The 25,633-nt window shown below is 72.1% G+C and carries 22 protein-coding genes; 12 read left to right on the top strand and 10 right to left on the bottom strand.

Annotation, left to right across the window (positions count from 1 at the left end; all coding sequences use genetic code 11):
- Positions 1 to 489 precede the first annotated feature (489 nt).
- The 4 genes from R2E43_RS21740 (at position 490) to R2E43_RS21725 (ending at position 5,245) form a co-directional block, all read left to right on the top strand.
- Positions 490 to 1,221 carry a hypothetical protein gene (locus R2E43_RS21740; RefSeq protein ID WP_093456369.1) on the top strand — a complete coding sequence of 244 codons (732 nt, stop codon included), beginning with the start codon at positions 490 to 492 and terminating at the stop codon, positions 1,219 to 1,221.
- Between the two features lie 6 nt (positions 1,222 to 1,227).
- Positions 1,228 to 2,838 carry a hypothetical protein gene (locus tag R2E43_RS21735; RefSeq protein WP_319130052.1) on the top strand — a complete coding sequence of 537 codons (1,611 nt, stop codon included), beginning with the start codon at positions 1,228 to 1,230 and terminating at the stop codon, positions 2,836 to 2,838.
- Positions 2,835 to 3,584 (top strand): nucleotide-binding protein, encoded by a 750-nt coding sequence (locus tag R2E43_RS21730; protein ID WP_332056488.1) that lies wholly within the window; start codon positions 2,835 to 2,837, stop codon positions 3,582 to 3,584. Before R2E43_RS21735 ends, R2E43_RS21730 begins: the two co-directional genes overlap by 4 nt.
- A 227-nt stretch (positions 3,585 to 3,811) precedes the next feature.
- A complete protein-coding gene (locus R2E43_RS21725) occupies positions 3,812 to 5,245 on the top strand; it encodes a macro domain-containing protein (RefSeq protein ID WP_003975543.1) in 1,434 nt (477 codons plus the stop codon).
- A 139-nt stretch (positions 5,246 to 5,384) separates the two neighbouring features.
- Here the strand turns inward: R2E43_RS21725 and R2E43_RS21720 are convergent, their stop codons facing one another.
- From R2E43_RS21720 to R2E43_RS21700, 5 genes are all read right to left on the bottom strand, one after another.
- Positions 5,385 to 5,894, bottom strand: a complete 510-nt coding sequence (locus R2E43_RS21720; RefSeq protein ID WP_210985317.1) for a hypothetical protein — start codon at positions 5,892 to 5,894, stop codon at positions 5,385 to 5,387.
- 59 nt (positions 5,895 to 5,953) lie between these two features.
- Entirely contained in the window at positions 5,954 to 6,466 is a 513-nt protein-coding gene (locus tag R2E43_RS21715; protein WP_016326503.1) for a RipA family octameric membrane protein, read from the bottom strand.
- Positions 6,463 to 7,809, bottom strand: a complete 1,347-nt coding sequence (locus R2E43_RS21710) for a transferase (RefSeq protein WP_332056487.1) — start codon at positions 7,807 to 7,809, stop codon at positions 6,463 to 6,465. Before R2E43_RS21710 ends, R2E43_RS21715 begins: the two co-directional genes overlap by 4 nt.
- Positions 7,810 to 7,912: 103 nt before the next feature.
- Entirely contained in the window at positions 7,913 to 8,581 is a 669-nt protein-coding gene (locus tag R2E43_RS21705) for a CE1759 family FMN reductase (protein ID WP_003975539.1), read from the bottom strand.
- The gene (locus tag R2E43_RS21700) at positions 8,578 to 9,681 is read right to left on the bottom strand and encodes an LLM class flavin-dependent oxidoreductase (RefSeq protein WP_003975538.1); all 1,104 of its coding nucleotides are present in this window, start codon (positions 9,679 to 9,681) and stop codon (positions 8,578 to 8,580) included. The genes R2E43_RS21705 and R2E43_RS21700 overlap by 4 nt, the downstream gene beginning before the upstream one ends.
- A gap of 95 nt (positions 9,682 to 9,776) precedes the next feature.
- Between R2E43_RS21700 and R2E43_RS21695 the strand changes: the two genes are divergently transcribed.
- Positions 9,777 to 10,115 (top strand): YnfA family protein, encoded by a 339-nt coding sequence (locus R2E43_RS21695; protein ID WP_030145264.1) that lies wholly within the window; start codon positions 9,777 to 9,779, stop codon positions 10,113 to 10,115.
- Positions 10,116 to 10,184: 69 nt separating this feature from the next.
- Positions 10,185 to 10,967 carry an SDR family NAD(P)-dependent oxidoreductase gene (locus tag R2E43_RS21690; protein ID WP_003975536.1) on the top strand — a complete coding sequence of 261 codons (783 nt, stop codon included), beginning with the start codon at positions 10,185 to 10,187 and terminating at the stop codon, positions 10,965 to 10,967.
- A 33-nt stretch (positions 10,968 to 11,000) separates the two neighbouring features.
- Here the strand turns inward: R2E43_RS21690 and R2E43_RS21685 are convergent, their stop codons facing one another.
- The gene (locus tag R2E43_RS21685; protein ID WP_030871325.1) at positions 11,001 to 12,194 is read right to left on the bottom strand and encodes an RtcB family protein; all 1,194 of its coding nucleotides are present in this window, start codon (positions 12,192 to 12,194) and stop codon (positions 11,001 to 11,003) included.
- Between the two features lie 204 nt (positions 12,195 to 12,398).
- Here R2E43_RS21685 and R2E43_RS21680 point away from each other — a divergent pair, with 204 nt between their 5' ends.
- The 3 genes from R2E43_RS21680 (at position 12,399) to R2E43_RS21670 (ending at position 15,652) form a co-directional block, all read left to right on the top strand.
- Positions 12,399 to 13,277 (top strand): hypothetical protein, encoded by an 879-nt coding sequence (locus R2E43_RS21680; protein WP_030871329.1) that lies wholly within the window; start codon positions 12,399 to 12,401, stop codon positions 13,275 to 13,277.
- A gap of 117 nt (positions 13,278 to 13,394) precedes the next feature.
- Positions 13,395 to 14,261, top strand: coding sequence for a DUF3558 family protein (locus R2E43_RS21675; RefSeq protein WP_319123628.1), 867 nt, complete (start codon positions 13,395 to 13,397; stop codon positions 14,259 to 14,261).
- 89 nt (positions 14,262 to 14,350) lie between these two features.
- Positions 14,351 to 15,652, top strand: coding sequence for a DUF2637 domain-containing protein (locus tag R2E43_RS21670; RefSeq protein ID WP_191849680.1), 1,302 nt, complete (start codon positions 14,351 to 14,353; stop codon positions 15,650 to 15,652).
- A 252-nt stretch (positions 15,653 to 15,904) separates the two neighbouring features.
- Here the strand turns inward: R2E43_RS21670 and lysS are convergent, their stop codons facing one another.
- Positions 15,905 to 17,647, bottom strand: coding sequence for a lysine--tRNA ligase (lysS, locus tag R2E43_RS21665; protein WP_332056486.1), 1,743 nt, complete (start codon positions 17,645 to 17,647; stop codon positions 15,905 to 15,907).
- Positions 17,648 to 17,820: 173 nt separating this feature from the next.
- On the opposite strand from lysS, the gene argS reads away from it, so the two are divergent.
- Both argS and R2E43_RS21655 read left to right on the top strand, forming a co-directional pair.
- Positions 17,821 to 19,581: an arginine--tRNA ligase gene (gene argS / locus R2E43_RS21660; RefSeq protein ID WP_332056485.1), complete on the top strand. Its 1,761-nt coding sequence runs from the start codon at positions 17,821 to 17,823 to the stop codon at positions 19,579 to 19,581.
- A gap of 135 nt (positions 19,582 to 19,716) precedes the next feature.
- Positions 19,717 to 21,042 (top strand): acyltransferase family protein, encoded by a 1,326-nt coding sequence (locus tag R2E43_RS21655; protein ID WP_332056484.1) that lies wholly within the window; start codon positions 19,717 to 19,719, stop codon positions 21,040 to 21,042.
- Here R2E43_RS21655 and R2E43_RS21650 read toward each other — a convergent pair.
- From R2E43_RS21650 to R2E43_RS21640, 3 genes are all read right to left on the bottom strand, one after another.
- Positions 20,975 to 22,189, bottom strand: coding sequence for an aminotransferase-like domain-containing protein (locus R2E43_RS21650; RefSeq protein ID WP_011028898.1), 1,215 nt, complete (start codon positions 22,187 to 22,189; stop codon positions 20,975 to 20,977). The two genes, R2E43_RS21655 and R2E43_RS21650, sit on opposite strands and share 68 nt — an antisense overlap.
- Before the next feature lie 91 nt (positions 22,190 to 22,280).
- On the bottom strand, positions 22,281 to 23,183 hold the full coding sequence (locus R2E43_RS21645) for an SAM-dependent methyltransferase (RefSeq protein ID WP_003975528.1): 903 nt from the start codon (positions 23,181 to 23,183) through the stop codon (positions 22,281 to 22,283).
- A 103-nt stretch (positions 23,184 to 23,286) separates the two neighbouring features.
- On the bottom strand, positions 23,287 to 24,666 hold the full coding sequence (locus R2E43_RS21640; RefSeq protein WP_332056483.1) for a helix-turn-helix domain-containing protein: 1,380 nt from the start codon (positions 24,664 to 24,666) through the stop codon (positions 23,287 to 23,289).
- A gap of 212 nt (positions 24,667 to 24,878) precedes the next feature.
- On the opposite strand from R2E43_RS21640, the gene R2E43_RS21635 reads away from it, so the two are divergent.
- Positions 24,879 to 25,628: a DUF4232 domain-containing protein gene (locus tag R2E43_RS21635; RefSeq protein ID WP_030871350.1), complete on the top strand. Its 750-nt coding sequence runs from the start codon at positions 24,879 to 24,881 to the stop codon at positions 25,626 to 25,628.
- Positions 25,629 to 25,633 lie beyond the last annotated feature (5 nt).

Genomic DNA, 25,633 nt, shown 5'->3' with positions numbered 1-25,633 from the left:
GGACCGCGCCCGCGCCGGGCCCCGGCAGCGGCGGAAGGCGGGTCTCAGACGGCGCGGCGGCCGTGTGCCGCGGCGCCGGCGGCGCGCGGGGCGCGGCCGGGATCGTCGGGACGGGGGCGGAGCCGGTGGAGGGGCCGGACGAACGGACTGTGCGTCGTCTTCGTCGTCATCGTCCGGCCCCCTCCGCGCAGTGCTCCCCGTGCGCCCCATGGTGCGTGACGGTGCCACCTATCCGCATTGCCGGTTTCCGGAAGCGTTCACCAGGGCTTGGGTGCCGGTGAACCGCCCCGGGGCGATCGGCGGGACGAGCAGCGGGACGATCAACGGGCCGGCCATACCGGAAGCCGATCGGAAGCGCATCGGAACCCCGGAAATCTGGTTCCGGAAGCGCCGCCACTGGTCGGATCGGTCGATGCACAAGGCACATCGGCCCACTCGGGGCGCGTGCCGTATCCGCCCGGCCGGATACCGGCGGCAATGAGGTGACAGATGAGCAGTACACGCGTCCCGCCCGGCGCCAGGGGTTCCTACCCCGCACCGGGGCTCGCACTCACGCCCGGCCCCGTACGCAACCAGGCCCTGACCGTGATCGCGGTCCCCTTCGTCCTCATAGTCGTGCTGGCCGTCGTGCTCGCCACGACCGGCCCGGACGACGGAGCACCCGCCACCGACGGGCTCTACGGCAGCGGAGCGCTGCCGGACTGGGGGTCCGGCACGACCGACGACGGCACGACCGACGACGGCACCTCCGGCGACGGCACCGACCCCGACGGCACGTACGGCAACGGCACGTACGAGGACGGCACTTACGGCGACGGCACGTACGACAACGACCCGTACGGCGACGGCACCGCGGACGAGACCCCCACGGACGACACCACGACCGACACCGCGACCGACGACACGGCCACCGAGGACACCACCGCCGACGGCAGCGGGCCGGAGGCGACCGTGACGGCGTACTTCGACGCCATCAACAACCGCGACTTCGCGGCCGCGTGGGAGCTGGGCGGCAAGAACCTCGACCAGGACTACGACTCCTTCGTCGCCGGCTTCGGGACGACGCAGCGGGACGACGTCACCGTGACCGGCACGTCCGGCGACGACGTCTCGGTCACGGTCGTGGCCTGGGAGACCGACGGCACGCAGACGACGTTCGAGGGCACCTACACCGTCAGCGGCGGCGTCATCACCTCGGCCGACATGCGGGAAGGGAACTGAACAGCCATGACCACCCACGCCGCCCCGCCGCCCCCGGACACCACGAGCAACGCCACCCGCCTGCTGTGCGCGGGCACCTACCTCGACCCCCACTACCGCAAGGCCGTCATCCGGGAGCTGCTCACCCACCGCTACCGGGTCGTGGCCCCCTCCTACGGCTACGACGCCGCGCCCGTCCTGGCGCACGCCCTGGCCGCCCACAACCTGCGCCGCAACCAGCTGATCGCCCTCGCCGCGGGCGCGGTCGTCATCGCGCTGCTCATGGCCGCGGGCGTACTGGGCGGCTGGACGGCCGCCCTGTTCGCGTTCTGGCTCGCCTGGGCCACGATGTTCCTGCGCAGGCTCGCCATCCTGCAGACCCTCGCCGAGCACCTCGCACCCCCGGCGGACGACCGCACCGGGTTCGACGGCTCGCACCCGGTCACCTCGCGCCTCACCCCGGAACTCGTCGGCAAGATCAACCGGGAGCAGGCCTCGGACACCGTGTACTACGGCGGCTACAAGCCCTTCATCGGCGCCGGCCACTCGGTCAAACGGTGGGCCAACGCGGAACTGCTGCTCGGCGCCCCGAAGTCCCGGGCCGGCGCGCTCGGCCAGAACCTGCTCAACGGGCACGTCCCCGCCCAGCACGGACCGGCGGACGGCACGAACGGCACGAACGGCACGAACGGCACGGACGGGGGCGGCCGGACGGAACGCAAGCCGATCATCCCGTTCACGGTCGACGACATCACCACCCGGGTCTGCGAGGAGCTGCTGGCGGAACTGCGCGACAAGCCCGCGCCGAGCCACCGCGTCGAACTGCTCTCCGTCGACCGGCGCCGGTTCACCAAGGCGGTGCGCACCGCCGAGGGCAGCGACTCCGTCGCCGTGCTCCTGGACACGCCCGACCCCGGCCACCCCGACCACACCGCCGCACACTGGCGGGAGGACTACGACGCCCGCCGCGAGTACCTGTGCGTCCGCATCGGGGCCTGGCAGCAGGAGCTGGTCACCTCGGTGTTCATCGGCTTCGACATCAAGGGCAGCACCCTGCACACCGAGTTCTACACCTACGTGCTCGGTCCCCTGCCGGAGAGCTTCCACCTCGCAGACCGGCTGCCGGCCGCGATCGACGGCAGGCTCATGTGCCGCATCGCCTGGGACGTGACCCGCAGCGCGCCCGGCGAGCTGCTGCGGCTGATCACCAACCCGCTGCGCGAACGGCTGCCCAGCCGCTTCTCCACCGACACCGTCCGCAAGCTGGTGGGCGAGCCCGCCGACACCAGCGAGTTCCGGCTCGGCCGCTACGCCCTGACCGCGGTGGACTGCGGCGCCCGCACCAGCGTCCGCGAGCTGGCGCCCGACCACGACTTCCACCACTTCTTCCAGGAGTCGGACGCGATCAAGTACATCCAGATCATCGAGCGCCATCTGCTCCAGATCGTGGGCGACTTCCTGCGCGACCACGACGTCGACACCCGGGAGCACGAGGCGAACCAGACCAACATCCTCCAGCAGAACTTCGGCGCCAACAGCACCAACAACTTCGGCGGCAACCAGAGCGTCGGCAACACCAACACCACCCAGACCTTCGGCAACAACTCCGGCGTCACCAGGGAGGCACGGCAGGCATGAGCGGGCAGCAGTTCCACGGCAACAGCTTCGGCCAGGGCAGCACCAACAACTTCGGGGGCAACCAGAGCGCCGGCAACACCGACACCACCCAGACCTTCGGCGACAACTCCCCCGTCCACGCCGCGCCGCCCGCGCCGTCCGCCCCGCCCGCACAGCCGTACGCCGACGGATGGCGGCGCCCGGCCGCCCCGGTGCCGGGGGACGCCGAGCGGGCCCGCAGCGTCTTCGTCGTGCACGGCCGCGACGACCAGGTGCGGCGCGAGATGTACGAGCTGCTGCGCCGGCTCGACCTGCGGCCCAAGGAGTGGGAGGACCTGGTCCGGGCGACCGGCCAGGCCTCCCCCTTCCTCGGCGACGTGGTCGCCGGGGCCCCCTCCCAGGCCCAGGCGGCGCTGGTCCTGCTCACCCCGGACGACGTCGTCACCCTCCACCCCGAGCTGCGCGGCCACAACGAACCCGACCACGAGACCCGGCCGGTGTGCCAGCCGCGCCCCAACGTCCTGATCGAGCTGGGCATGGTGCTGATGGCCTACCCGGAGCGCACGCTGATCGTCGAGGTCGGCGGGGTACGGCCGATCGCCGACATCGCAGGCCGCAACGTCATCCGCTTCGACGGCTCCGACACGGCGCTCGGCAAGGTCGTGGAGCGGCTGAAGCTGGCCGGCTGCACGGTCAACGACACCGGCTCCGACTGGCGCCAGACCTACCCCTTCCGCCATCTGTCGGCCTACCACCGCCGGCCGTAGGCCTCCTGCCACCGCCGGCGCAGTCGTCCGGCGGATCCGGCGCCGCTCGGGGGACCGGCGCAACCGGCCCCCGGGGCACGTCCCGTCACCGCGGTGCGTGCCCCGGGGGCCGGCCCCGCACGAACCGACCGAAACCACAACTCCCCCAAACGGACAATTGATACGCTGCCGACACCTCTCCCGCGACCACCGGTCGGGAGAGTGTGAAGCGAGTGGAGACCACTTGTATGGCGCGTATCCGTGTGAGCGTCCTGGGTCCGGCCAGGCTCGAAGTCGACGGCGTACCCGCCCGGTTGACCCCGTTGACGACACGGCTGCTGGTCCGGCTGGTGGCGGCGGACGGCGAGCCCGTCCCGGTACGCCGGCTGCACCGGGACGTGTGGGCACTCGACGGCGAGCAGCCGCACGCGGCGCAGCGCCACCGCAACGAAGTGCAAAAGCGCGTCCTCGAACTGCGCCGCGCCCTCGACCCCGCGCAGCGCGGTGACGGCGCCCGGGTGCTGCGCACCGAGCAACTGCTGGCCGGCCCGGCGCCCGAGACGGCGTACCGGCTGGTGCTCGCGCCCGGCGAACTGGACTGCGCGGAGTTCACCGACCTGGTCGACTCCGCGCTGCTCGCGGCGCCCGCGTCGGCCGCCGACCGGCTGGCCGCGGCGCTGGCCCTGGTGCGCGGCCGTCCGCTGGCGGAGGCGGGCGACGAGGACTTCGCCCGGCCGCTGGCGCGCCGGCTCACCGCGCTGTACGAGACGGCCCGCCGCCAGCTGATCCGCAGCCGGATGGACCTGGGCCGCCACGACCTCGCGCTGCCGGTCGCGGAACGGATGGCCCGGGAGCGGCCGGACGACCAGGACGTCGCCGAGCTGCTCGGCGCCCTGCGGGCCCGGCTGCGCGAGCGGCACGGACGGGAGCTGCTGCGGCAGCCGTTCCCCGGCGCCGGTGACCTCGTGGTGGTGCGCGGCGACCTGTTCGACCAGGACGACGCCAATCTCGTCGTCGGGTTCACCGACACCTTCGACACCGCCACTGAGCAGGACCTGGTGATCAGCCGGGACAGCGTCCAGGGCCAGCTGGTGGAGCGGCTGTTCGGCGGGGAGCGCAAGCTGCTGGACGACCGGATCCAGGCCGGGCTGAGGGCGTTCCGGCCGGTGCGCACCGAGCGGCCCCAGGACAAGCCGCGCGGCCGGCGGGTGCGCTACCCGCTGGGCACCACCGTCCCGCTGACGGTCGACGGCCGCCGGGTCTTCGCGGTGGCCTACTCCCGGCTCGGCAACGACCTCGTCGCCCGCTCCGGACCGGCCGACCTGCGGGCGAGCCTGGACACCCTGTGGCCGGCCGTCGCCCGGTACGGGATGTACCGGCCGCTCGCGATCCCCCTGATCGGCTCCGGGCTGGCCCGGATCGTGGAGCTGGACCGCACCCGGCTGCTGCTCATGATCGTGGAGAGCTTCGCCGACCACTGCCGCCGTGACCCGGCGACCGCCCCGGAGCTGCGCGTCGTGATCCGCCCGGCCGACCTGGAGCGGACCGACCTGTCGGTGCTCGGCACCTATCTGCGCACCACGCGGCTCCCCGGTGCCGGCGCCGACGTCGGCGCCGGCACCGGGAGTCAGGACACCGGTGCCGGCGCCGGCGACAGCGGTGGGGCGTACGGCCGCCGGTGACGTCGACATGCCCTTACGGCATCAGCGACCCCGCTTCCGGAACCAGCGGCGCACCGCTTCCGAACCGCTTCCGGTTCCGCTTCCGGTTCCGGCGCCGGTTCCGCTTCCGGCGCCGGTCCGCACCGGTCGGCGGCCCTTCCTACCGGGAGTCCGCCCGGCGTGCGGCCCCCGCGGGCCACACGACGTCGACGGGGATCCCCGCCGCCCGGGCCGCGAGCACCAGGTCGGCGGTGCCGCCGCCCCGGCCGCTGGGCGGTTCGCCGTTCCACACGGCCACCAGCCGGTCGGCACGTTCGAGGAGCAGGGCGTTGGCGGCCTCGTACGCCTGCCGGTCGGCCCTCTCGCGGGGCAGTACGACGACCTCGTCGGCGGCCGCGGCGAGGCGGTCGAAGAGGGGGGCGTCGTCGGGCTCGACCGTGCTGCGGCGGTAGTCCCGCGACGGGACGACGACGACCAGGCGACCGCCGACGGCCAGTACGGCTTCGGCGAACAGCGAGTCGGCCCCCCTGGCGATGCAGGAGATCCCGACCAGCGTCTTTCCCGGGCCCGAGTCCCGGTACCGGGCCAGCAGTCCGTCCAGGGCGGCGCGGACCGCGGGGACGCTCTCCTCCGTCAGGTCCATGTGCCCGGTCACCGCGAGGGCCGTCACGCTCTCCCCCTCGGTCGATGGCCTGGTGGCAGGCCCCGGATCCTATCGCGGCCCGTGGCTCACCGGGTGACGAGGGCGAAGAAGCCCGTCACGTAGGAGCCGGCGAAGACGACCGGGACCCACTGCTCGACGTAGGTCAGGGGCAGATACCGGCGCCAGTCCCGGCCCTCGCCCAGCGCGCCCCACTCCCCCCTGCTGTACGCGAACGCCGGCAGCCTCTCCTCGAAGGCGCCGATCACCGCGTACTTGGCGCGGTTGAGCTGTCGGTACGACCGCACCATGACGTACCAGGCGGCGCACTGGACCAGCAGGATGACCAGCCCGGCCAGCAGCAGCGGGACGGACGCGTCGGCCAGTGCGCCGCCCGACACCGCGGCCACCACGGCGACCACCGCGCTGTTGAGCGACAGGAAGAACGTGTTGGTCAGATTCCGCCGGGCACTGACCCGGTCGGCCATCTCCACGCAGAGCTTGTACTGGTCGAGCACCGCCTGCCGGTAGCGGTCGTCGGCCACCGAGTACTCGGCCGGGCCGACCTCCGTGTTCCACAGCGCGTCCCCCATGTCGCTCATGCCTCGCCCCGCCTCCCGTCCGCCCGCCGTTCGAGTTCGAGTTCGGTCAGGCGCACCATGGCGGGCCACATGGCACGGTCCAGAGAGCCCACGAGCGGGTCTTCGAGCGGCGGGGGCCGGCGCAGGGCGACGAACCGCGCCGTCCAGTCCGGCTCGAAGTGGATGATTCCCCGGACCCGGGACGACAAAGCACGGCTGCGCCGGTACGCGGGCAGCACGCCGGGCGCCAGGTCGCCCGCCAGCTCCCGGAACTCGTCGTACGCCTTCTCCTTCATCGGCACGAGCAGCAGCAGCCGCTCGGGAGGCAGGATCCGCATCGCCTCGCGGATCTCCCAGAGCGTCCCCGGTCCCTTCCCCAGCACGATCACGACGAGCGCGGCGCCGCGCATCATGGTGCTCACCGGCCTCTGCCAGTCGTCCGGCGGCAGGTACATCCGCCGGGCACCGGCCCGGGGCACGCGCTCCCCGGGCGCCCCCACCCCGACGAGGGGGCCGGCCCAGGACAGGGCGTCGGCGATGCGCTCCTCCTCGCCCTGGCCGAGGCTGACGGCGGCGGCCGGCCAGGCGCCCGCCAGGGGGACGCGGTGGGGGCGCGAGAGCCGGTGGTCGTCGCGGAAGGAGCGCAGGTAGAGGACGTACTGGCGGCCCGCGAGGTCGTCCGGGGAGGAGACGACCGTGTCGTAGTACTGCACTCCGGTGCGCAGGATCGTGTTGCCCAGGCCGATGAAGAGGACCGCCTGCGCACACAGGGCGGCGACGACCAGGGACGCCCACCACGGGTTGTCGCCGGTCGTCAGCAGGTCCCGCAGGGCGAGAAGGGTGAAGCAGAGGAACAGCGAGCCGAGCCCGGAGACGACCGCGCCGAAGACGCTCGTCATCGCGAACGGGACCCGGCGCGCCCCCGGCCGCCGCTCGCCGAGCGGCTCGGCGGCCCGGAGCAGCCCGTTCTCCTCGCGGTGCCGCCGCAGCGCCGACAAGGTGAGCTGCGCCGCGCGCCGCACCTTCCTGCCGTGCAGGAAGAACTGGAGGCCGAGGAGGAAGAGGACGGCCGCGCTCCCGTGCGGGCCGAGCGAACCGTCCCGCAGGATCAGGTAGTAGGCGAAGGCCTGCGCCAGCACACCCGCCGCGCACAGGCCGGTCCCGGCCGCCAGGTGCCACAGCTCGGGCTTCCTGGTCGTGGCGTACGCGACGGCCACGGCTGCCACGCCGCACAGCACCGCCGCGTACACCGGTCCCCACAGGACGGCCACCAGTACGGACACGGGGAGGGCCGCCGGAAACCACCGGGGCAACGGCTTCTCGGGTAACCGGTCGGGCGACTGTCCCGGCTGGGGTCTGCTCATCCTGGCCACACCGTAGTGAACCGCCGACCGGGCCGGGCGGGAACCCCGCGGCGTCACACGATGCGGTGATACGGCCGGTGCCCGGCCCCCGCCGGCGGCCGCCCTACGGCGCCGGGCTCGGGCCCGGGACGCTCAGCGCGGCGAGCCGCTCCGCGAAGGGCGTGACCTCCTCGAAGGAGTCCCGCTTCGGCAGCGGGCGGCCCGCCGAAGGACCGGACGCCCGCGCGGACCCCGACAGCCCCGACATCAGCGCCGCCAGCTCGGTCGCGGCCCGCTCGATCCGGGCGTCCAGCCCCTCCGCGCCCCAGTCCTCGGAGGCGGCGTACACGCCGGTGGGGACGATCACGGCCTTCAGGTAGGCGAAGAGCGGTCGCAGGGCGTGCTCCAGCACCAGGGAGTGCCGGCCGGTGCCGCCGGTCGCGGCGATCAGCACCGGCTTCCCGGTGAGGGCGTCCTCGTCGGTGACGCTCAGCGCGTCGAAGAACGACTTGAACAGCCCGCTGTACGACGCCGAGAACACCGGCGTGACGACGATCAGTCCGTCGGCCGCCGCGACCTCGGCGAACGCGTCCGCGAGCGCCGGTGCCGGGAAGCCGTTGGTGAAGGTGTGCGCGATCTCCACGGCGAGGTCGCGCAGCTCGATCACCCGGACGTCGGCCGGACCGGGCTCGGGCGCGGTGGCCGCCGGAGCGGCGACCGCGGCCAGCCGGTCGGCGAGCAGCCGCGTGGACGACGGGACGCTCAGCCCCGCGGAGACGACGACGAGCTTCATGCGCGCGCTCCTTCCTCGGTCGGGGCGCCCTTGCGGGAGGCCAGCAGGGACGCGTGGGTCGGCGCGTCCGGCACGTCGGCCGGGCGGTTCTTGGCGAACTCCTCGCGCAGCACCGGGACGACCTCCTCGCCGAGCAGGTCGAGCTGCTCCAGGACGGTCTTCAGGGGCAGCCCGGCGTGGTCCATCAGGAACAGCTGGCGCTGGTAGTCGCCGGCGTAGTCGCGGAAGGCGAGCGTCTTCTCGATCACCTGCTGCGGCGAGCCGACGGTGAGCGGTGTCTGCGCGGTGAAGTCCTCCAGCGACGGCCCGTGCCCGTAGACCGGGGCCTCGTCGAAGTAGGGCCGGAACTCACGGACCGCGTCCTGGCTGTTCTTCCGCATGAACACCTGGCCGCCGAGGCCGACGATCGCCTGCTCGGGCGTGCCGTGCCCGTAGTGGGCGTAGCGGGCCCGGTACAGCTCGATCATGCGCTTGGTGTGGTCGGCGGGCCAGAAGATGTTGTTGTGGAAGAAGCCGTCGCCGTAGTACGCGGCCTGCTCGGCGATCTCCGGGGAGCGGATGGAGCCGTGCCAGACGAAGGGCGCGACGCCGTCCAGCGGACGCGGAGTGGAGGTGAAGCCCTGGAGCGGGGTGCGGAACTTGCCCTCCCAGTTCACCACGTCCTCGCGCCACAGGCGGTGCAGCAGGTTGTAGTTCTCGACGGCGAGGTTGATGCCCTCGCGGATGTCCTTGCCGAACCAGGGGTAGACCGGGCCGGTGTTGCCGCGCCCCATCATCAGGTCCACCCGGCCGTCGGCCAGGTGCTGGAGCATCGCGAAGTCCTCGGCGATCTTCACCGGGTCGTTCGTGGTGATCAGGGTGGTGGAGGTGGAGAGCACCAGCCGCTCGGTGCGGGCCGCGACGTAGCCGAGCATGGTCGTCGGCGACGAGGGCACGAAGGGCGGGTTGTGGTGCTCGCCGGTCGCGAAGACGTCGAGCCCGACCTCCTCCGCCTTGAGCGCGATGGCGACCATCGCCTTGATGCGCTCACGCTCGGTCGGCGTACGGCCCGTGGTCGGGTCGGGCGTGACGTCGCCGACGGTGAAGATGCCGAACTGCATGATCGCTCAACCTCCGCTTTGTTGACTGTTCAACTATACCCGTCCAACGGCGACCCCCGACCCGTTATTCCGCAGGTCCGTGCGAAGCTGCCCGCATGCTCGTGCTCCGCTCCGCCGCCCTCTTCGTCGTCGCCGCCCTGTTCGAGATCGGCGGCGCCTGGCTGGTGTGGCAGGGCGTGCGCGAGCAGCGCGGCTGGCTCTGGGCGGCGGGCGGGGTCCTCGCCCTCGGCGCCTACGGCTTCGTCGCCACCTTCCAGCCCGACGCGCACTTCGGCCGCATCCTCGCCGCGTACGGCGGGATCTTCGTGGCCGGCTCGATCCTGTGGGGCGTGGTCGCCGACGGCTACCGCCCGGACCGCTGGGACATCGCCGGGGCGCTGGTCTGCCTGGCCGGGATGGCCCTGATCATGTGGGCCCCGCGCAACGGCGGCTGACCACGAGGGCCGCCCGGCGCGCTGACTACCCTGGTCGGCGACCCGCACCACCGACCGAGGAGCAGCACCATGGCCACCGCAGCAGCCGCCCCGTCCGCCGCCTCCCGCATCGCCGTCGTGACCGGCGCGAGCAGCGGCATCGGCGCCGCCACGGCGCGGCAGCTCGCCGCGGCCGGGTACCGCGTGGTCCTCACCGCCCGCCGCAAGGACCGCATCGAGGCGCTCGCCGGGGAGATCGAGGCGGCCGGCCACAAGGCGACGGCCTACCCCCTGGACGTCACCGACCGCGAGGCGGTCGACGAGTTCGCGACCGCGTTCAAGACGGTCGGCGTCCTGGTCAACAACGCGGGCGGCGCGCTCGGCGCCGACCCGGTGGCCACCGGCGACCCGGACGACTGGCGCCGCATGTACGAGACGAACGTCATCGGCACCCTCAACCTCACCCAGGCCCTGCTCCCCAAGCTGGAGGCGAGCGGCGACGGCACGGTCGTGGTCGTCTCCTCCACCGCGGGCCTGTCCACCTACGAGGGCGGCGCGGGCTACGTCGCCGCCAAGCACGGCGAGCACGTCCTCGCCGAGACCCTGCGCCTGGAGATCGTCGGCCGCCCGGTCCGCGTCGTCGAGATCGCGCCCGGCATGGTCAAGACCGACGAGTTCGCCCTGACCCGCTTCGCCGGCGACCAGGACAAGGCGGCCAAGGTCTACCAGGGCGTCGCCGCCCCCCTGACCGCCGACGACGTCGCCGACACCATCACCTGGGCGGTCACCCGCCCCGCCCACGTCAACATCGACCTCCTGGTCGTCCGCCCCCGCGCCCAGGCCTCGAACACGAAGGTGCACCGGGAGGCGTAGACCCGCCCCCGGTGCACCTGGCGCGTCCGGGCGTCAGCCCTTCACGCAGACGACCTGCTTCAGCTTCGCCACGACCTCCACCAGGTCGCGCTGCTGGTCGATGACCTGGTCGATCGGCTTGTAGGCGCCCGGGATCTCGTCCACGACGCCGGAGTCCTTGCGGCACTCCACACCCCGCGTCTGCTCCTCCAGGTCCTTGGTGGAGAAGCGGCGCTTGGCGGCGTTCCGGCTCATCCGCCGACCGGCGCCGTGGGAGGCGGAGTTGAAGGACTTGGCGTTGCCGAGTCCCTTCACGATGTACGAACCCGTGCCCATGGAACCGGGGATGATCCCGAAGTCCCCGGAACCCGCGCGGATCGCGCCCTTGCGGGTCACCAGCAGGTCCATCCCGTCGTATCGCTCCTCGGCCACGTAGTTGTGGTGGGCGCTGATCTCCTGCTCGAAGACCGGCTTGGCCTTCTTGAACTCCTTGCGGACCACGTCCTTGAGGAGCGCCATCATGAGCGTGCGGTTGTACTTCGCGTACTCCTGCGCCCAGAACAGGTCGTTGCGGTACGCGGCCATCTGCGGAGTGTCCGCGACGAACACCGCGAGGTCGCGGTCGACCAGACCCTGGTTGTGCGGGAGCTTCTGGGCGACGCCGATGTGATGCTCGGCCAGTTCCTTGCCGATGTTGCGGGAACCGGAGTGCAGCATCAGCCAGACAGAACCGGTCGTATCCGTGCACACTTCGACGAAATGATTTCCGCCTCCGAGCGTACCCATCTGCTTTCCGGCCCGTTCGTGACGGAACTTGACCGCTTCGGCGACTCCGTCGAACCGCCCCCAGAAGTCGTCCCAGCCGCCCGTCGCCAGCCCGTGGAAGCGCCCCGGCTCCAGCGGGCTGTCGTGCATCCCCCGCCCCACCGGAATCGCCTGCTCGATCTTCGAGCGCAGCCGGGACAGGTCCCCGGGCAGGTCGTTCGCCGTCAGGGAGGTCTTCACCGCCGACATGCCGCAGCCGATGTCGACGCCCACCGCGGCCGGGCACACCGCGCCGCGCATCGCGATCACGGAGCCGACCGTCGCGCCCTTGCCGTAGTGCACGTCCGGCATGACCGCGAGGCCCTTGATCCACGGCAGGGTCGCGACGTTGCGCAGCTGCTGGAGCGCACCCTCCTCGACCGTCGCCGGGTCGGCCCACATCCGGATCGGCACCTTCGCGCCCGGCATCTCCACGTACGACATATCGTCCTCATTCCCCCGGAAAACAAGCAGAAGTCTCGAAGCGCAAAACCGGCGCCAAGGGCAGCCAAAGGGACGGCTGACCGGCGTTCACGGCGGCGCGTGCGATACACATTGTCTCCAGGGGACGCCCCCGCGCGGCAAGCGAATAACCAGCGGGGACACTGGAGTACCGACCACAGCCACACCGGCGAGAGGAGCCGCACCGTGCAGCGGAAGGCCTACGTACCGGGCGTCGCCGCCCTCCTGGCGGCGTTGCTGGCCGGCTGCACCGGCGGTTCGGGCGGCGGCGCCACGGCGGACGACTCGAACCCGGGTCAGCCCGGGGTCGCGACCGAGGCGGCCGAGCCCGGCAAGTACCGCACCCTTCCGGAGCCGTGCGCCGTGGTCGGCCACAAGGCGCTGGACACCCTTCTGCCCGGCATCGAGGAGATCGCCGACGAGGAGCAGCGCGCGCGGGCGTACTCCGGCGAGCCGACGCTCGCGTACGACACGGACCGCAAGGTCGGCTGCCGCTGGAAGGTGGAGTCGGCCGAGGCCACGGACCATCTCTTCGTGGACTTCGAGCGGGTGGTGTCGTACGACGGCTCCGTGAGCGACGCGGGCGAGGCCGAGGAACTGTTCGCGCAGCAGGTGGAGGCGGCCGACCTGCCCGAGCCGGTGGTTTCGGAGTCCGGGTCCGCCGCCTCGGACTCCCCGTCCGGCAGCCCCTCCTCGTCCTCCGGAAAGTCCGGGGAGCCCGGGGAGTCCGGCGAACCGGCCGGCGGCGCGGGCGGGACGCCCTCGTCCTCGGCCTCCGCCCCCTCGTCCTCCCCCTCCTCCTCGTCGACCGCGTCCCCCGCCGAGGTCCAGCCCCGGCTCCTGGACGACCTGGGTGACGAGGCGTTCGTGGACGACGCGCTCAGCAGCTCCGGCTCGACGGCGAAGCGGCGCACCGTGACTGTGGCGTTCCGCACGTCGAACGTCATGGTGACCATCGAGTACGCGGAGCAGTCGGCGACGCTCGGAGTCGTCCCGGACAGCGAGGAAATGCAGGACATGGCGCGGAATCTGGCTTCCCAGCTGGCGGATTCACTGGGCGGCTGAGTCCCGCCGGGGCTCCCCCGCGCCCGCGCGCGCTGCCGCCGAAGCGGGGCCGCACGATTTCCTCACCGCGTACGGTGGCCCCTCGGACCCGTTCCGAACGCAGGAACCACGAGTGCCATGAGTGAAGGAACCATGCAGCTACGAGCCCAGCGTGACCAGCGAGACCCGCAAGCGAAGCGAGCGAAGCGACTCACCCGCGTCCTTGTCGGCGCGGCCGCCGTACCCGTGATGCTGGTGGCAGCCGGCTGCTCCTCGGACTCCGGCTCCGACGACGGCAAGGACAAGGCCGCGGAGGAGTCCGCCGCGTCGAAGTCCGCGAGCCCGTCCCCGACGGTGAAGGCCGCGGCGTACGGGAAGCTTCCGGAGCCGTGCTCGGTGGTGTCGAAGAAGACGCTGGACGACCTGGTGCCCAAGGCCGACTCCGGCAAGGAGGGTTCCTCCAACGACACCGCGATGCGGGCCGGTTGCTCCTGGGACAGCCTCGATGACAACGGCGTGAAGGGTTCTCAGTTCCGCTGGCTGAGCGTGTCGATGCTGCGCTTCGAGTCGGACGTGACGCGCGGCGAGGGCGAGAAGCTGGCGCACGACTACTACCTGAAGCAGCTGAAGGACGCGCAGGCCGCGGAGGGCGCGAAGAGCCTCAAGACCGCGCCGGTGAGCCGCACGGGCAACGAGGCCTCCGTGGTGAGCTACGACCTGAAGAAGAAGGAAGGCACCTTCAAGCAGCAGACGGTCGTGGCACGGGTCGAGAACGTCGTCGTGACCCTCGACTTCAACGGCGCGGGCCTGGCGGGCGACAAGACCCCGGACGCCGGCGACCTGGTGAAGGACGCGCAGAAGGCGGCCAAGGAGGCCGTGGCCGCGGTGATGAAGGCCAACGACACCTCGGCCGGCGGCACGCCGAGCGGCACGCCGCAGGGCTCCGGGTCCCCCTCGAAGCCGGCGTCCGAGACGTCCTCGAAGGCCCCTTCGAAGTCGAGCTGACGGCCCTCTTCGACCTACCGGCCACCCGTCCCCCGCACACATGTGCCACTCTGTTGCGCGCAACAACACGCAATGGGAGGGGAGTACGGGTGGCCGCGCCACTTCAGCTGACCCGGACGCATCGCGTCCTCATCGGCCTGGTCGTCTTCGGTGCCGTCATCATCGCCGGGATCGGCTTCGCGGGTTCGTACGCGGCAGTGCGGGAACTGGCCCTGAAGAAGGGGTTCGGGAATTTCTCGTACGTCTTCCCGATCGGCATCGACGCGGGCATCTGTGTGCTGCTCGCCCTGGACCTGCTGCTGACCTGGATCCGCATCCCCTTCCCGCTGCTGCGGCAGACGGCGTGGCTGCTGACGGCGGCGACGATCGCGTTCAACGGCGCCGCGGCCTGGCCCGATCCGCTGGGCGTGGGCATGCACGGCGTGATCCCGATCCTGTTCGTGGTGTCGGTGGAGGCCGCCCGGCACGCGATCGGCCGGATCGCCGACATCACCGCCGACAAGCACATGGAGGGCGTGCGCCTCACCCGGTGGCTGCTGTCGCCGGTGCCGACCTTCCTGCTGTGGCGGCGCATGAAGCTGTGGGAGCTGCGCTCCTACGAGCAGGTCATCAAGCTGGAGCAGGAGCGGCTGGTCTACCGGGCCCGGCTGCGGTCCCGCTTCGGCCGCGCCTGGCGCCGCAAGGCGCCCGTGGAGTCCCTGATGCCGCTGCGGCTGGCCCGCTACGGCGTCCCGCTGGCGCAGACCGGCCCCGCCGGGCTGGCGGCGGCGGGCATCGAACCGGCCCTGCTCCCGCCGGTGCCGCGGCAGCTCCAGGAGACGGACCCGCAGGCTCCCGCGGGCGAGCAGCGCGCCGAGCTGGTCAAGGGCCCCGAGGCGGACCGGCCCCGGCCCGCGGAGCCCTCCGGGCCCGAGGGGCCGTCGCCGCAGGGCGCCGGGGAGGAGGACGGCCCGGAGCAGAGCCCCTGGTTCAACACCCGCCAGGTCGCCTACCAGGGCGGTTACGACCCCAGCTACGACCCGGGCGAGCAGTACGCCCAGTGGTACGAGGAGCAGCAGCAGGCCGACGAGTACCGGGACCAGTACGAGGAGGAGCCCCCGCTGCTGGAGCCCTCGCCGGAGGAGACGGGCAGCTTCCCGATACCGGTCGTGCCGGGCCGCACCCGTGAGCTGGGCGAGGGTGCCGGTCCGGCCGAGCCGGCACCGACCGAGGAGGACTACTACACGGTCTTCCGGAAGTCGATCGACGGCAGCTACCCCACGGTCGCCCAGTTCCGGGGCGACGTGGAGGCGACCTTCGGGGTGCCGCTGGCTCCGCGTGAGGCCGATCGCATGGTGAAGGCGTTCAGCGAGCGCCACATGCGGGAGCTCCAGGAAGAGCACATCGCCTAGGTGTCGTTTGGATCAGGCCGGCCGCGGCCGACGGTGCCTTGTGGCCGATCCGAGCGGGGTCTGGCGCGTGCAGCTGCAAGGCGGAGGAGGGCGACAGGACGGAACCCTGGCAACCGACGACAACGCCGCAGATGTGCGTGCCGGACCTCGCGCCCCCGGCAAGATCCAAACGACACCCCCTAGGACCGCGAGTACGGCGAAGGGGGCGCCCGGTGTTCGCCGGGCGCCCCCTTCGCCGTGGTACCGCCGGTCCTACTCGCCGAGCAGGGTCCGCACCCGGTCCTGCCCCACCGCGAGCAGCAGCGTGGGCAGGCGCGGGCCGGTGTCGCGGCCGACGAGCAGGTGGTAGAGCAGCGCGAAGAACGTCCGCTGGGCGGTCTTGATCTCCGGCGGCAGCTCCTTGGGCGTGGCGTCGGCCGGGAAGCCCGCCTGGACCTTCGGGACGCCGTAGACGTGGTGGGTGAGCCCGTCCAGGGACCAGTGGTCGGCCAGCCCGTCGAGCAGTAGCCGCAGGGACTGCCGGCTCGGCTCGTCGAGGGACTTGAGCAGCTCGGCGTCGGGCTCCTGGCGCACGATGGTGCGCTGGTCGGCGGGGACGTGGGTGTTGATCCACGCCTCGGCCTTGTCGTAGCGCGGCCGGGCCTCGTCCAGCGACGCGATCGGGTTCGCCGGGTCCAGCTCGCCCAGGATGCGCAGCGCCTGGTCCTCGTGCCCGGCGGTGATGTCGGCCACGGAGGCGAGCGTGCGGTAGGGCAGCGGCCTGGGCGTGCGCGGCAGCTCACCGGCGGCGGTGCCGACGGCGCGCGCGTGGGCGGCGGCGTCGGCGGGGAGGGCCGAGCCGTCGGCAGCCTTGGCGTCGAGGCGGTCCCACTCGTCGTAGAGCCGCTGGATCTCCTGGTCGAAGGCGATCTTGAAGGACTGGTTGGGGCGGCGGCGGGCGTACAGCCAGCGCAGCAGCTGCGGCTCCATGATCTTCAGGGCGTCGGCCGGGGTGGGCACGCCGCCCTTGGACGAGGACATCTTGGCCATGCCGCTGATGCCGACGAAGGCGTACATCGGGCCGATCGGCTGCTCGCCGCCGAAGATGCCGACGATCTGCCCGCCGACCTGGAACGACGACCCGGGCGAGGAGTGGTCCACGCCGCTGGGCTCGAAGACGACGCCCTCGTAGGCCCAGCGCATGGGCCAGTCGACCTTCCAGACCAGCTTGCCGCGGTTGAACTCGCTCAGCCGCACGGTCTCGGAGAAACCGCAGGCGGTGCAGGCGTAGGTCAGCTCGGTCGAGTCGTCGTCGTAGGCGGTGACCGTGGTCAGGTCCTTCTCGCAGTTGCCGCAGTACGGCTTGTACGGGAAGTACCCGGCGGAGCCGGAGCTGCCGTCGTCCTCGGCGGCGGCGCCGGAGCCCTCGGCGGCCTCCAGCTCGGCCTCGTCGAGAGGCTTCTGCGACTTCTTCGCGGGCGCCTTCTTGGTGCGGTACTGGTCGAGGATGGCGTCGATGTCCCGACGGTGCTTCATGGCGTGCAGGATCTGCTCGCGGTAGACGCCGGAGGTGTACTGCGCGGTCTGGCTGATCCCGTCGAACTCGACGCCCATCTCGGCGAGCGAGTCGACCATCGCGGCCTTGAAGTGCTCCGCCCAGTTGGGGTGGGGGGAGCCCTTGGGGGCCGGGACGGAGGTGAGCGGCTTGCCGATGTGCTCGGCCCAGCTCTCGTCCACGCCGGGGACGCCGGCCGGGACCTTGCGGTAGCGGTCGTAGTCGTCCCAGGAGATCAGGTGCCGCACCTCGTGTCCCCGGCGGCGCACCTCGTCGGCGACCAGGTGCGGGGTCATGACCTCGCGCAGGTTGCCCAGGTGGATGGGGCCGGAGGGGGAGAGTCCGGAGGCGACGACGACACCTGGTTTGCCCGGGGCACGGCGCTCCGACTCGGCGATGACCTCGTCCGCGAAACGGGAGACCCAGTCGGTGGTCTCTGTGCTCTGAGCCACGATCGGCACGTCCTCTTTCCTGAAACTTCCCCGGAACCGCTCCGGGAACAGCCGGTACGGTCGCACGGCTGACCGCCCCATTCTCCCAGCCCGGCCCGCATCCGCGAAAACCGCTTTTCACCGCGTGGGATACTCGGTTTCTGTACCACTTCCAGGAACCCGAGCAGAACGGCAGCCACTCCATGGCCTCGGTCACGTCCCTCAGCGACTCCGTCCAGCAGCACCTCGCGTCCGCCCTCACGGCCACCCGGCCGGAGGCCGCCGGCGCGGACCCGCTGCTGCGACGAAGCGACCGGGCGGACTACCAGGCCAACGGCATCCTCGCGCTGGCCAAGAAGACGAAGGCCAACCCGCGGGAGCTGGCGGCCGAGGTCGTCGCGCGGATCACCACCGGTGACGAGCTGATCGAGGACGTCGAGGTCTCCGGCCCCGGCTTCCTCAACATCACCGTCGCCGACCGGGCGATCACCGCGAACCTGGCCGCGCGGCTCGCGGACGGCGAGCGCCTCGGCGTGCCGCTGAAGCAGGACGCGGGCACCACCGTCGTCGACTACGCCCAGCCGAACGTGGCGAAGGAGATGCACGTCGGCCACCTGCGTTCCGCGGTCATCGGCGACGCCCTGCGCTCCATGCTCGACTTCACCGGCGAGAAGACGATCGGCCGGCACCACATCGGCGACTGGGGCACCCAGTTCGGCATGCTCATCCAGTACCTGTTCGAGCACCCCGGCGAGCTGGCCCCGGCCGGGGACGTCGACGGCGAGCAGGCCATGTCGAACCTGAACCGGGTGTACAAGGCGTCGCGCGCGGTCTTCGACACGGACGAGGAGTTCAAGGAGCGGGCCCGGCGGCGGGTCGTCGCCCTCCAGTCCGGCGACAAGGAGACCCTCGAGCTGTGGCAGCAGTTCGTGGACGAGTCGAAGGTCTACTTCTACTCCGTCTTCGAGAAGCTCGACATGGAGATCCGCGACGACGAGATCGTCGGCGAGTCCGCGTACAACGACGGCATGCCCGAGACCGCCCGCCTGCTGGAGGAGACGGGCGTCGCGGTGCGCTCCGAGGGCGCGCTCGTGGTGTTCTTCGACGAGATCCGCGGCAAGGACGACCAGCCGGTGCCGCTGATCGTGCAGAAGGCCGACGGCGGCTTCGGCTACGCGGCCTCCGACCTGACCGCGATCCGCAACCGGGTCCAGGACCTGCACGCCACCACGCTGCTGTACGTCGTCGACGTACGCCAGTCCCTGCACTTCAGGATGGTCTTCGAGACGGCCCGCCGGGCCGGCTGGCTCGGCGACGAGGTCACCGCGCACAACATGGGCTACGGCACGGTGCTCGGCGCGGACGGCAAGCCCTTCAAGACGCGTGCGGGCGAGACCGTGCGCCTCGAGGACCTGCTGGACGAGGCGGTGCAGCGGGCCGCCGAGGTCGTCCGGGAGAAGGCGCGGGACCTCACCGAGGACGAGATCCAGGAGCGGGCGGCGCAGGTCGGCATCGGCGCCGTGAAGTACGCGGACCTGTCGACGTCGCCGAACCGCGACTACAAGTTCGACCTGGACCAGATGGTCTCGCTCAACGGCGACACCAGCGTCTACCTCCAGTACGCCTACGCCCGTATCCAGTCCATCCTGCGCAAGGCCGGCGAGGTCCGTGCCGCCGCCCACCCGGAGCTGGCGCTGCACGAGGCGGAGCGCGCGCTGGGCCTGCACCTGGACGCGTTCGGCACCACGGTCTTCGAGGCGGCCGCGGAGTACGCCCCGCACAAGCTGGCCGCGTACCTGTACCAGCTGGCGTCGCTGTACACGACGTTCTACGACAAGTGCCCCGTCCTGAAGGCCGAGACGCCGGAGCAGGTGGAGAACCGCCTCTTCCTGTGCGACCTCACGGCCCGTACTCTGCACCGGGGCATGGCCCTGCTGGGCATCCGGACGCCCGAGCGGCTCTGACGCCGCGCGTCGGGCGTACGATCTGCGGCCCGTCCTCTCCCCGCGAGGGAGGGGGCGGGCCGCATCGCGTACTGTGTCCCGTCGTCCGCATGCGGAGGGCGATATTCCGGTGTCCGACACCGACGGGAGAGCTTGGTGCGAATAGGAAAGGCGTCCGCCGGGAGCAAGCCGGCGGACGCGCCTCGAGGGAGCGTCGGCCGGCAGGCACCCCGCGGCCGGATCGGCACCCTGGACGGGCTGAGACTCTGTGCGGCCCTCATGGTCGTCCTCTACCACTACGTCGCCTTCGGCGGGGGCTGGGAAGGCTCCCAGGCACAGCTGTTCCCGGTGCTCTTCCGGCCGTCGGCCTACGGGTGGCTCGGTGTCGAGCTGTTCTTCATGATCAGCGGCTTCGTCATCTGCATGAGTTCGTGGGGGCGCAGCGTCTCCCACTTCTTCACCTCGCGCGTGATCCGGCTCTTCCCCGCCTACTGGCTGGCCATCGCCGTCACCACCGCCGTCGTGTTCTTCATGCCGGGCGGCATCACCCCGCTGCCCTGGCGCGACCTCCTGGTCAACCTGACCATGCTGCAACGGCCCATGGGGGTCGACGAGGTCGAGGGCGTGTACTGGACCCTCTGGGCGGAGATGCGCTTCTACCTGCTCTTCGCGCTGGTCGTGTGGCGGGGTGTGACGTACCGGCGCGTGGTCGTCTTCTGCTGCGTGTGGGCGACCGCCGCGGTGGTGGCGAAGCGGGGCGAGGCCAATCCGATCAGCGATCTGGTGATGGCGCAGGACTGCTGGTTCTTCATCGCCGGGCTGGCCTTCTACCTCATGTACCGCTTCGGGCAGAACCTGCTGCTGTGGGGCATGATCGCCTTCTGCTTCGCGATGGGCAATTACACGGCGATGGCGACCTGGCGGGCGACGCTGGACAACGTCGGAGACAACGTCCCCGGCTGGGGCGTGGCGGTCGTGCTCACGGTCTTCTTCGTGACGATGGCGGGCGTGGCCCTGGGCTGGTTCCGCCGGGTCGACTGGCGCTGGCTGCCCACCGCCGGGGCGCTCACCTATCCCCTGTACCTCCTGCACGAGTCCATCGGCTGGGAGGTGTTCCACCGCTACCAGTACACCGTCAACCAGTGGGTCCTGGTCGGCGGGACGCTGGCGGGGGTCCTGGTGCTCTCCTACCTGGTGCACCGGTTGGTGGAGAAGCCCATGTCCAAGCGCCTCAAGACCGGCCTGACCAAGGCCTTCGACCAGATCCGGGCCGAGGGGGCCACGCATCACGAGCGGCCCCCGACGCCCGTCGGGCCGGTGCGTCCGGAGCCCGGTCCGCCGGGCTCGGGACCGCCGGGCTCGGCACCGCTGCCACAAGGATCCGGACCTGACCTGGATTCCCCGACCCGGACACTCAGGCTGCCCGCAGCCCCTCCCCCAGCCTCCGCAGCCCCTCCGCGATCTCGTCCGGTGTCTGGGTGACGAAGCAGAGCCGCAGCGTGGCGCGGTCGGGCTCGCCGGCGTGGAAGGGGGCTCCGGGGACGTACGCCACGTCGTGCCGGACCACCTCGGGGAGCAGGGCGGTGGTGTCGTACCCCTGCGGCAGCCGCGCCCACAGGAACATGCCGCCCTCGGGACGGGTCCACACCGACCCGGCCGGGAGGGCGTCCGCGAGGCCCGCGAGCATGGCGTCCCGGCGCTCGCCGTAGACGGCGGCGACGCGGGCGACGTGGGCGTCCAGGTCACGGTCGGCCAGGTAGCGGGCGGCGGCGAGCTGGTTGACGGTCGGGGTGTGCAGGTCGGCGGCCTGCTTGGCGACCGCGCAGGCCCGGCGCAGCTCGGCGGGTGCCCGCAGCCAGCCCAGGCGCAGGCCGGGCGCCATGACCTTGGAGAAGGAGCCCAGCAGCACGGTCCGGTCCCGGGCGCCCTCGTAGGAGGCGATCCACGGCACCCGCTCGCCCTCGAAGCGCAGTTCGCCGTACGGGTCGTCCTCGACGATCCACAGGCCGCACCGCCCGGCGACCTCGGCGACGGCGGCGCGGCGGGCGGCGGGCACGGTGCGGCCGGTGGGGTTGGAGAAGGTGGGGACCGTGTAGAGCAGCTTGGGCCGCTCGCGCACCACCAGCTCCTCCAGCGCCCCGGGGTCTATCCCGTGCTCGTCCCCGGGCACGGCCACCACCCGGGCGCCCGCGAAGCCGAAGGCCTGGAGCGCGGCCAGGTAGCAGGGGCGTTCGACGAGGACGGTGTCGCCGGGTTCGAGCAGGGCGGTGGCGAGGAGCGAGAGTGCCTGCTGCGAGCCGGTGGTGACGAGGATGTCGTCGGCGTCGGTGGCCAGCCCGCGGGCCGAGGTGCGGGCGGCGAGGGCGGCCCGCAGGGCGGGTTCGCCCTCGGTCGTGGAGTACTGCAAAGCCCGCGCGGGCGTCTCGGCGAGGACGTCCCGGTACGCGGCGGCGATGCCCTCCGCGTCGAAGAGTTCGGGGGCCGGCAGCCCGCCCGCGAAGTTGATCACCTCGGGGCGGGCGGTGACGGCGAGGATGTCCCGTACGGGCGAACCGCCGATCGACCGGGCCCGCGCGGCGAGCGGCGGCAGGGAAGCGGTGGCGGCGGGCACGTTCTCAGTCACGGTCATGTGCGCAGCGTAAGGAAATAGGTGCCGCCTACAGGAGACTTTCCGCGATCCGGACACCCGTACGACTGGTGACCGCGCGGCCGCCGCACCGTCAGCCCTTGGCGCCCAGCCCGCCGTACACGTTGATGTCCGCGTCCGTGACGTCGTTGATGTCCCGGTAGCGGACCTTCTCGATGTCGTCCAGGCCGGCCAGGTACGACTCCTCCGGCTGCTCCGGCACCGGTGCCGCGTGGTCGGGCCGCCAGTGGTGCACCGGGACGACCCCGGGCTCGGCGAGCTCGAGACCGGCCTCGGTGAAGAAGCGCTCGACGTCCTTGCGGGAGCGCAGCACGAAGGTGAAACCCCGCTCCGTGTACGTCCGCTGGACGGCGCGGATGTTCTCCGGGTTGAGGTCCTCCGTGAGGTGGCTGAGGACGAGCCGGCTGCCGGCGGGCAGCGCGTCCATCAGCTCGCGGACGATCGGGTACGCCTCCTCGTCCTCGACGAAGTGCAGAATGGCGACGAGGCACAGGGCCACCGGCTGGTCGAAGTCGAGGGTCGCCGCGGCCTGTTCGAGGATCTGCGCCGGGCTCTTCAGGTCCGCGTCGATGTAGTCCGTACGCCCCTCGGGACCGCTGGTGAGCAGGGCGCGGGCGTGGGCCAGCACGACCGGGTCGTTGTCGACGTAGACGACCCTCGACTCGGGGGCGATGCGCTGGGCGATCTGGTGCACGTTCTCGGCGGTGGGCAGCCCGGTGCCGATGTCGAGGAACTGCCGGATGCCGTCCTCGCGGGCGAGCGCGGTCACCGCGCGCCGCAGGAAGTCGCGGTTGTGCCGTACGTCGAGGTAGCCGCGCGGGTTGGCGGCGAGCCCGGCGGCCGCGGCGGCGAGGTCGGCGGGGTAGTGGTCCTTGCCGCCCAGGAAGACGTCGTAGACCCGGGCCGGGTGCGCCTTGCTGCTGTCGATCCTCCTCCGCAGCTCCGCGGGGTCCTGGCTGAGCGCGTCACCGGGCATGGGCGTCCCACCTTTCGGATGTCGCCTGAGGAAGCGAACCGGTTAGATGGTCAACAACCTATCCCCCGGGCGGACTTGCCGCCGCCCCGCCGTGGCCGCCGCGTCAGCCGCCCTCGACCGGCTCCCAGTGGTCGCTGCCGAGGGGGTACGCGTAGTAGGAGTCGTCCCGGGAGGCGCTGGTGCGGAACGGCTTGCCGTGGTCGTCGACGCGTGTCATGCCGTGCCGGCCGCCGCTGGACCACTCCAGCTCCAGGTACCAGCTGACGTCCTGGCCACTGGTGTGCGCGGTGGCGTGGAAGACCTCCGTGTCGGACTCGGTGACGCTGTACGGAAAGTCCCGCTGGCCCCCGATCGGCACCGCCGTCGGTGTGCCCAGGTCGAGCGAGACGTCGAAGGACGCGGTGTCCACCTGGCCGCCGCAGCCGTTGCCCATCACGTACTGGTTCCAGTCCAGCGCCGGACCGCTGCTCACCACACGGACGTGCAGGTCCTCCAGGACCACCGTCTCCGGGCCGGTGCCCTGCACGGTGAGGACGACCTCCTGCCGGTTCGCGGAGACCGCCTTGAGGGGGGCGGCCCAGCCGACGGCGCCCTGCTGCGGCGGCGGCTTCGGCACGTTCTTCGGGCTGCGGTCGACCAGGAAGGCGTGGTCGCAGGGCACCTCCCAGTAGTACGGGGTGGTCGACACGGTGAGCGGGGGCCCGGCGGGTGCCCGGCGGCTCGGCGCGGCGGTGGCCGGACGGGACGGCGAGGCCGAGGAGGTCCCGGACACCGAGGCGGAGGCGGACGGGGCGGACGTGGACGCGCTCGGGCTCGGGCTCGTCGACCCCGGCCCGGTCGCAGTCCCGGACACCGACGCGGAGGTCTGCGCGACGGCCCCGGCCGGACCGTGCCGGCCGTCGTCGTCCGGGCTCGCCACGAGGTTGGCCACGAGCGCCACCGCGGCGCTGACGGCGACGACGCCGGTCGCGGCGTAGAGCGCGGCGCGCGGCACCCGGCGGCGGGCCGGACCGGAGGCGTCACGGGCGGGCGGGACGCTGCCCGGTGCGGGAGTGGCGTCCGGGGTGACCGGTACCGGGGTGGCCATTACGGGGGTAGCCGGTACAGGGGTGGTGTCCGGAACGGGCGGCGCTGCCGATGGTGCCCGGGCCGACGCGGTGCTGTCCGCGGCCGCGCCCTCGGCGCCCTCGGCGGTCTCGCCCCCGTCGCTCCCCTCCGCCCCCTCGGCCTCGTCCTTCTTCACGCCGCGCAGCGCGTCCGCGCGGATCCAGCGGCGGTGCAGTTCGAGCAGTTCGTCGGGTGTCGCCCGGCACACCCGGGCGAGGCGTTCGACGGGCGCGAACTCGACCGGAACCACCTCTCCGCTGACGTACCGGTGCAGGGTCGAGCCGCTCATGTGCAGCCGCTTGCCGAGTGCCCCGTAACTGAGCCCGGACCGCTCCTTCAGCTCCCGAAGCAGCGCCGCGAAGTCGTCCCCCGCCACCGTTCCTCCCTCTCCTCGCATCCCCGTACCGCATCCCAGAGGGACATCGTTCCCGCAGGTCAAGGCGTTCCTGGCGTCCCATTGTCCCGCATGATCGCCCACCGCTGGCGGCTGGGACGAACCCGGCCGCAGGCTGTGGTCATCAAAGCAGCCGCTCCCGGAGAACGGTCGACCGGCTCGCCTCAACTCCCCACTTACGAAGGAGAACTTCCATGTCCGCACGCCGCATCACCCGTACCCGCCTGTTCGCCGCCACCACGGTCGCGCTGGCCGCGCTCTCCCTCACGGCCTGCGAGGGCGACGAACTCACGGGCTCCCCGGCACCCGACTCCACCGCCTCCGCGTCGGCGGACGGGAACAGCGTCCAGCCGGCGGGCAGCGCGAAGGGTGTCGAGGGATCGACGGGCTCGAACGAATCCACCGGCTCCACCGGCTCGAACGGATCCACCGCCTCGAACGGCTCCGCCGGCAACGACAAGGCATCGGGCTCCGGCTCCGGCTCGGCCTCCGGTTCCAGCACCGGCGCCGGAGCCGACAAGGACTCCGACTCGGGCGTCCCCGGCGAGTGCTCCGCCTCCGACGTACGGATCACCGCGGCGAACGCCCCCCGCCCGATCAATCACCTGCTGCTGACCGCCACCAACACCGGCTCGAAGACGTGCGCGCTGCCGCAGTACCCGGCGACGCGGTTCGGCGAGGCCCAGGCCGTGCCGCCGGTCGCGAAGTCCAGCAAGCCGCAGTCGCTGACGACGCTGGCCCCGGGAGAGTCGGGCTACGCGGGCGTGCGCCTGTCGTCCGGCGACGGCAGCGGCGAGAACGGCTACGACGCGAACACCCTCACCATCCCGTTCGAGGACGGCTCCATCGCCACGGTCAAGCTGCCCTCCGGCGGCGTGTACGTCGACACCGCGCTGATGGTCACCTACTGGCAGACCGACGCTTCGAACGCGCTCGAGTACTGAAGGGG

It is taken from the genome of Streptomyces violaceoruber (assembly GCF_033406955.1).
Classification (GTDB): domain Bacteria; phylum Actinomycetota; class Actinomycetes; order Streptomycetales; family Streptomycetaceae; genus Streptomyces; species Streptomyces violaceoruber.
The sequence above is the reverse complement of the archived record's forward strand: the minus strand, read 5'-3'. Positions and strand labels throughout refer to the sequence as shown.

Coding starts and splice junctions, on each gene's coding strand:
- R2E43_RS21740 (WP_093456369.1), top strand. CDS start 490: ATGAGCAGTACACGCGTCCCGCCCGGCGCCAGGGGTTCCTACCCCGCA.
- R2E43_RS21735 (WP_319130052.1), top strand. CDS start 1,228: ATGACCACCCACGCCGCCCCGCCGCCCCCGGACACCACGAGCAACGCC.
- R2E43_RS21730 (WP_332056488.1), top strand. CDS start 2,835: ATGAGCGGGCAGCAGTTCCACGGCAACAGCTTCGGCCAGGGCAGCACC.
- R2E43_RS21725 (WP_003975543.1), top strand. CDS start 3,812: ATGGCGCGTATCCGTGTGAGCGTCCTGGGTCCGGCCAGGCTCGAAGTC.
- R2E43_RS21715 (WP_016326503.1), bottom strand. CDS start 6,466: ATGAGCGACATGGGGGACGCGCTGTGGAACACGGAGGTCGGCCCGGCC.
- R2E43_RS21710 (WP_332056487.1), bottom strand. CDS start 7,809: ATGAGCAGACCCCAGCCGGGACAGTCGCCCGACCGGTTACCCGAGAAG.
- R2E43_RS21705 (WP_003975539.1), bottom strand. CDS start 8,581: ATGAAGCTCGTCGTCGTCTCCGCGGGGCTGAGCGTCCCGTCGTCCACG.
- R2E43_RS21700 (WP_003975538.1), bottom strand. CDS start 9,681: ATGCAGTTCGGCATCTTCACCGTCGGCGACGTCACGCCCGACCCGACC.
- R2E43_RS21695 (WP_030145264.1), top strand. CDS start 9,777: ATGCTCGTGCTCCGCTCCGCCGCCCTCTTCGTCGTCGCCGCCCTGTTC.
- R2E43_RS21690 (WP_003975536.1), top strand. CDS start 10,185: ATGGCCACCGCAGCAGCCGCCCCGTCCGCCGCCTCCCGCATCGCCGTC.
- R2E43_RS21685 (WP_030871325.1), bottom strand. CDS start 12,194: ATGTCGTACGTGGAGATGCCGGGCGCGAAGGTGCCGATCCGGATGTGG.
- R2E43_RS21675 (WP_319123628.1), top strand. CDS start 13,395: ATGAGTGAAGGAACCATGCAGCTACGAGCCCAGCGTGACCAGCGAGAC.
- argS (WP_332056485.1), top strand. CDS start 17,821: ATGGCCTCGGTCACGTCCCTCAGCGACTCCGTCCAGCAGCACCTCGCG.
- R2E43_RS21650 (WP_011028898.1), bottom strand. CDS start 22,189: ATGACCGTGACTGAGAACGTGCCCGCCGCCACCGCTTCCCTGCCGCCG.
- R2E43_RS21645 (WP_003975528.1), bottom strand. CDS start 23,183: ATGCCCGGTGACGCGCTCAGCCAGGACCCCGCGGAGCTGCGGAGGAGG.
- R2E43_RS21635 (WP_030871350.1), top strand. CDS start 24,879: ATGTCCGCACGCCGCATCACCCGTACCCGCCTGTTCGCCGCCACCACG.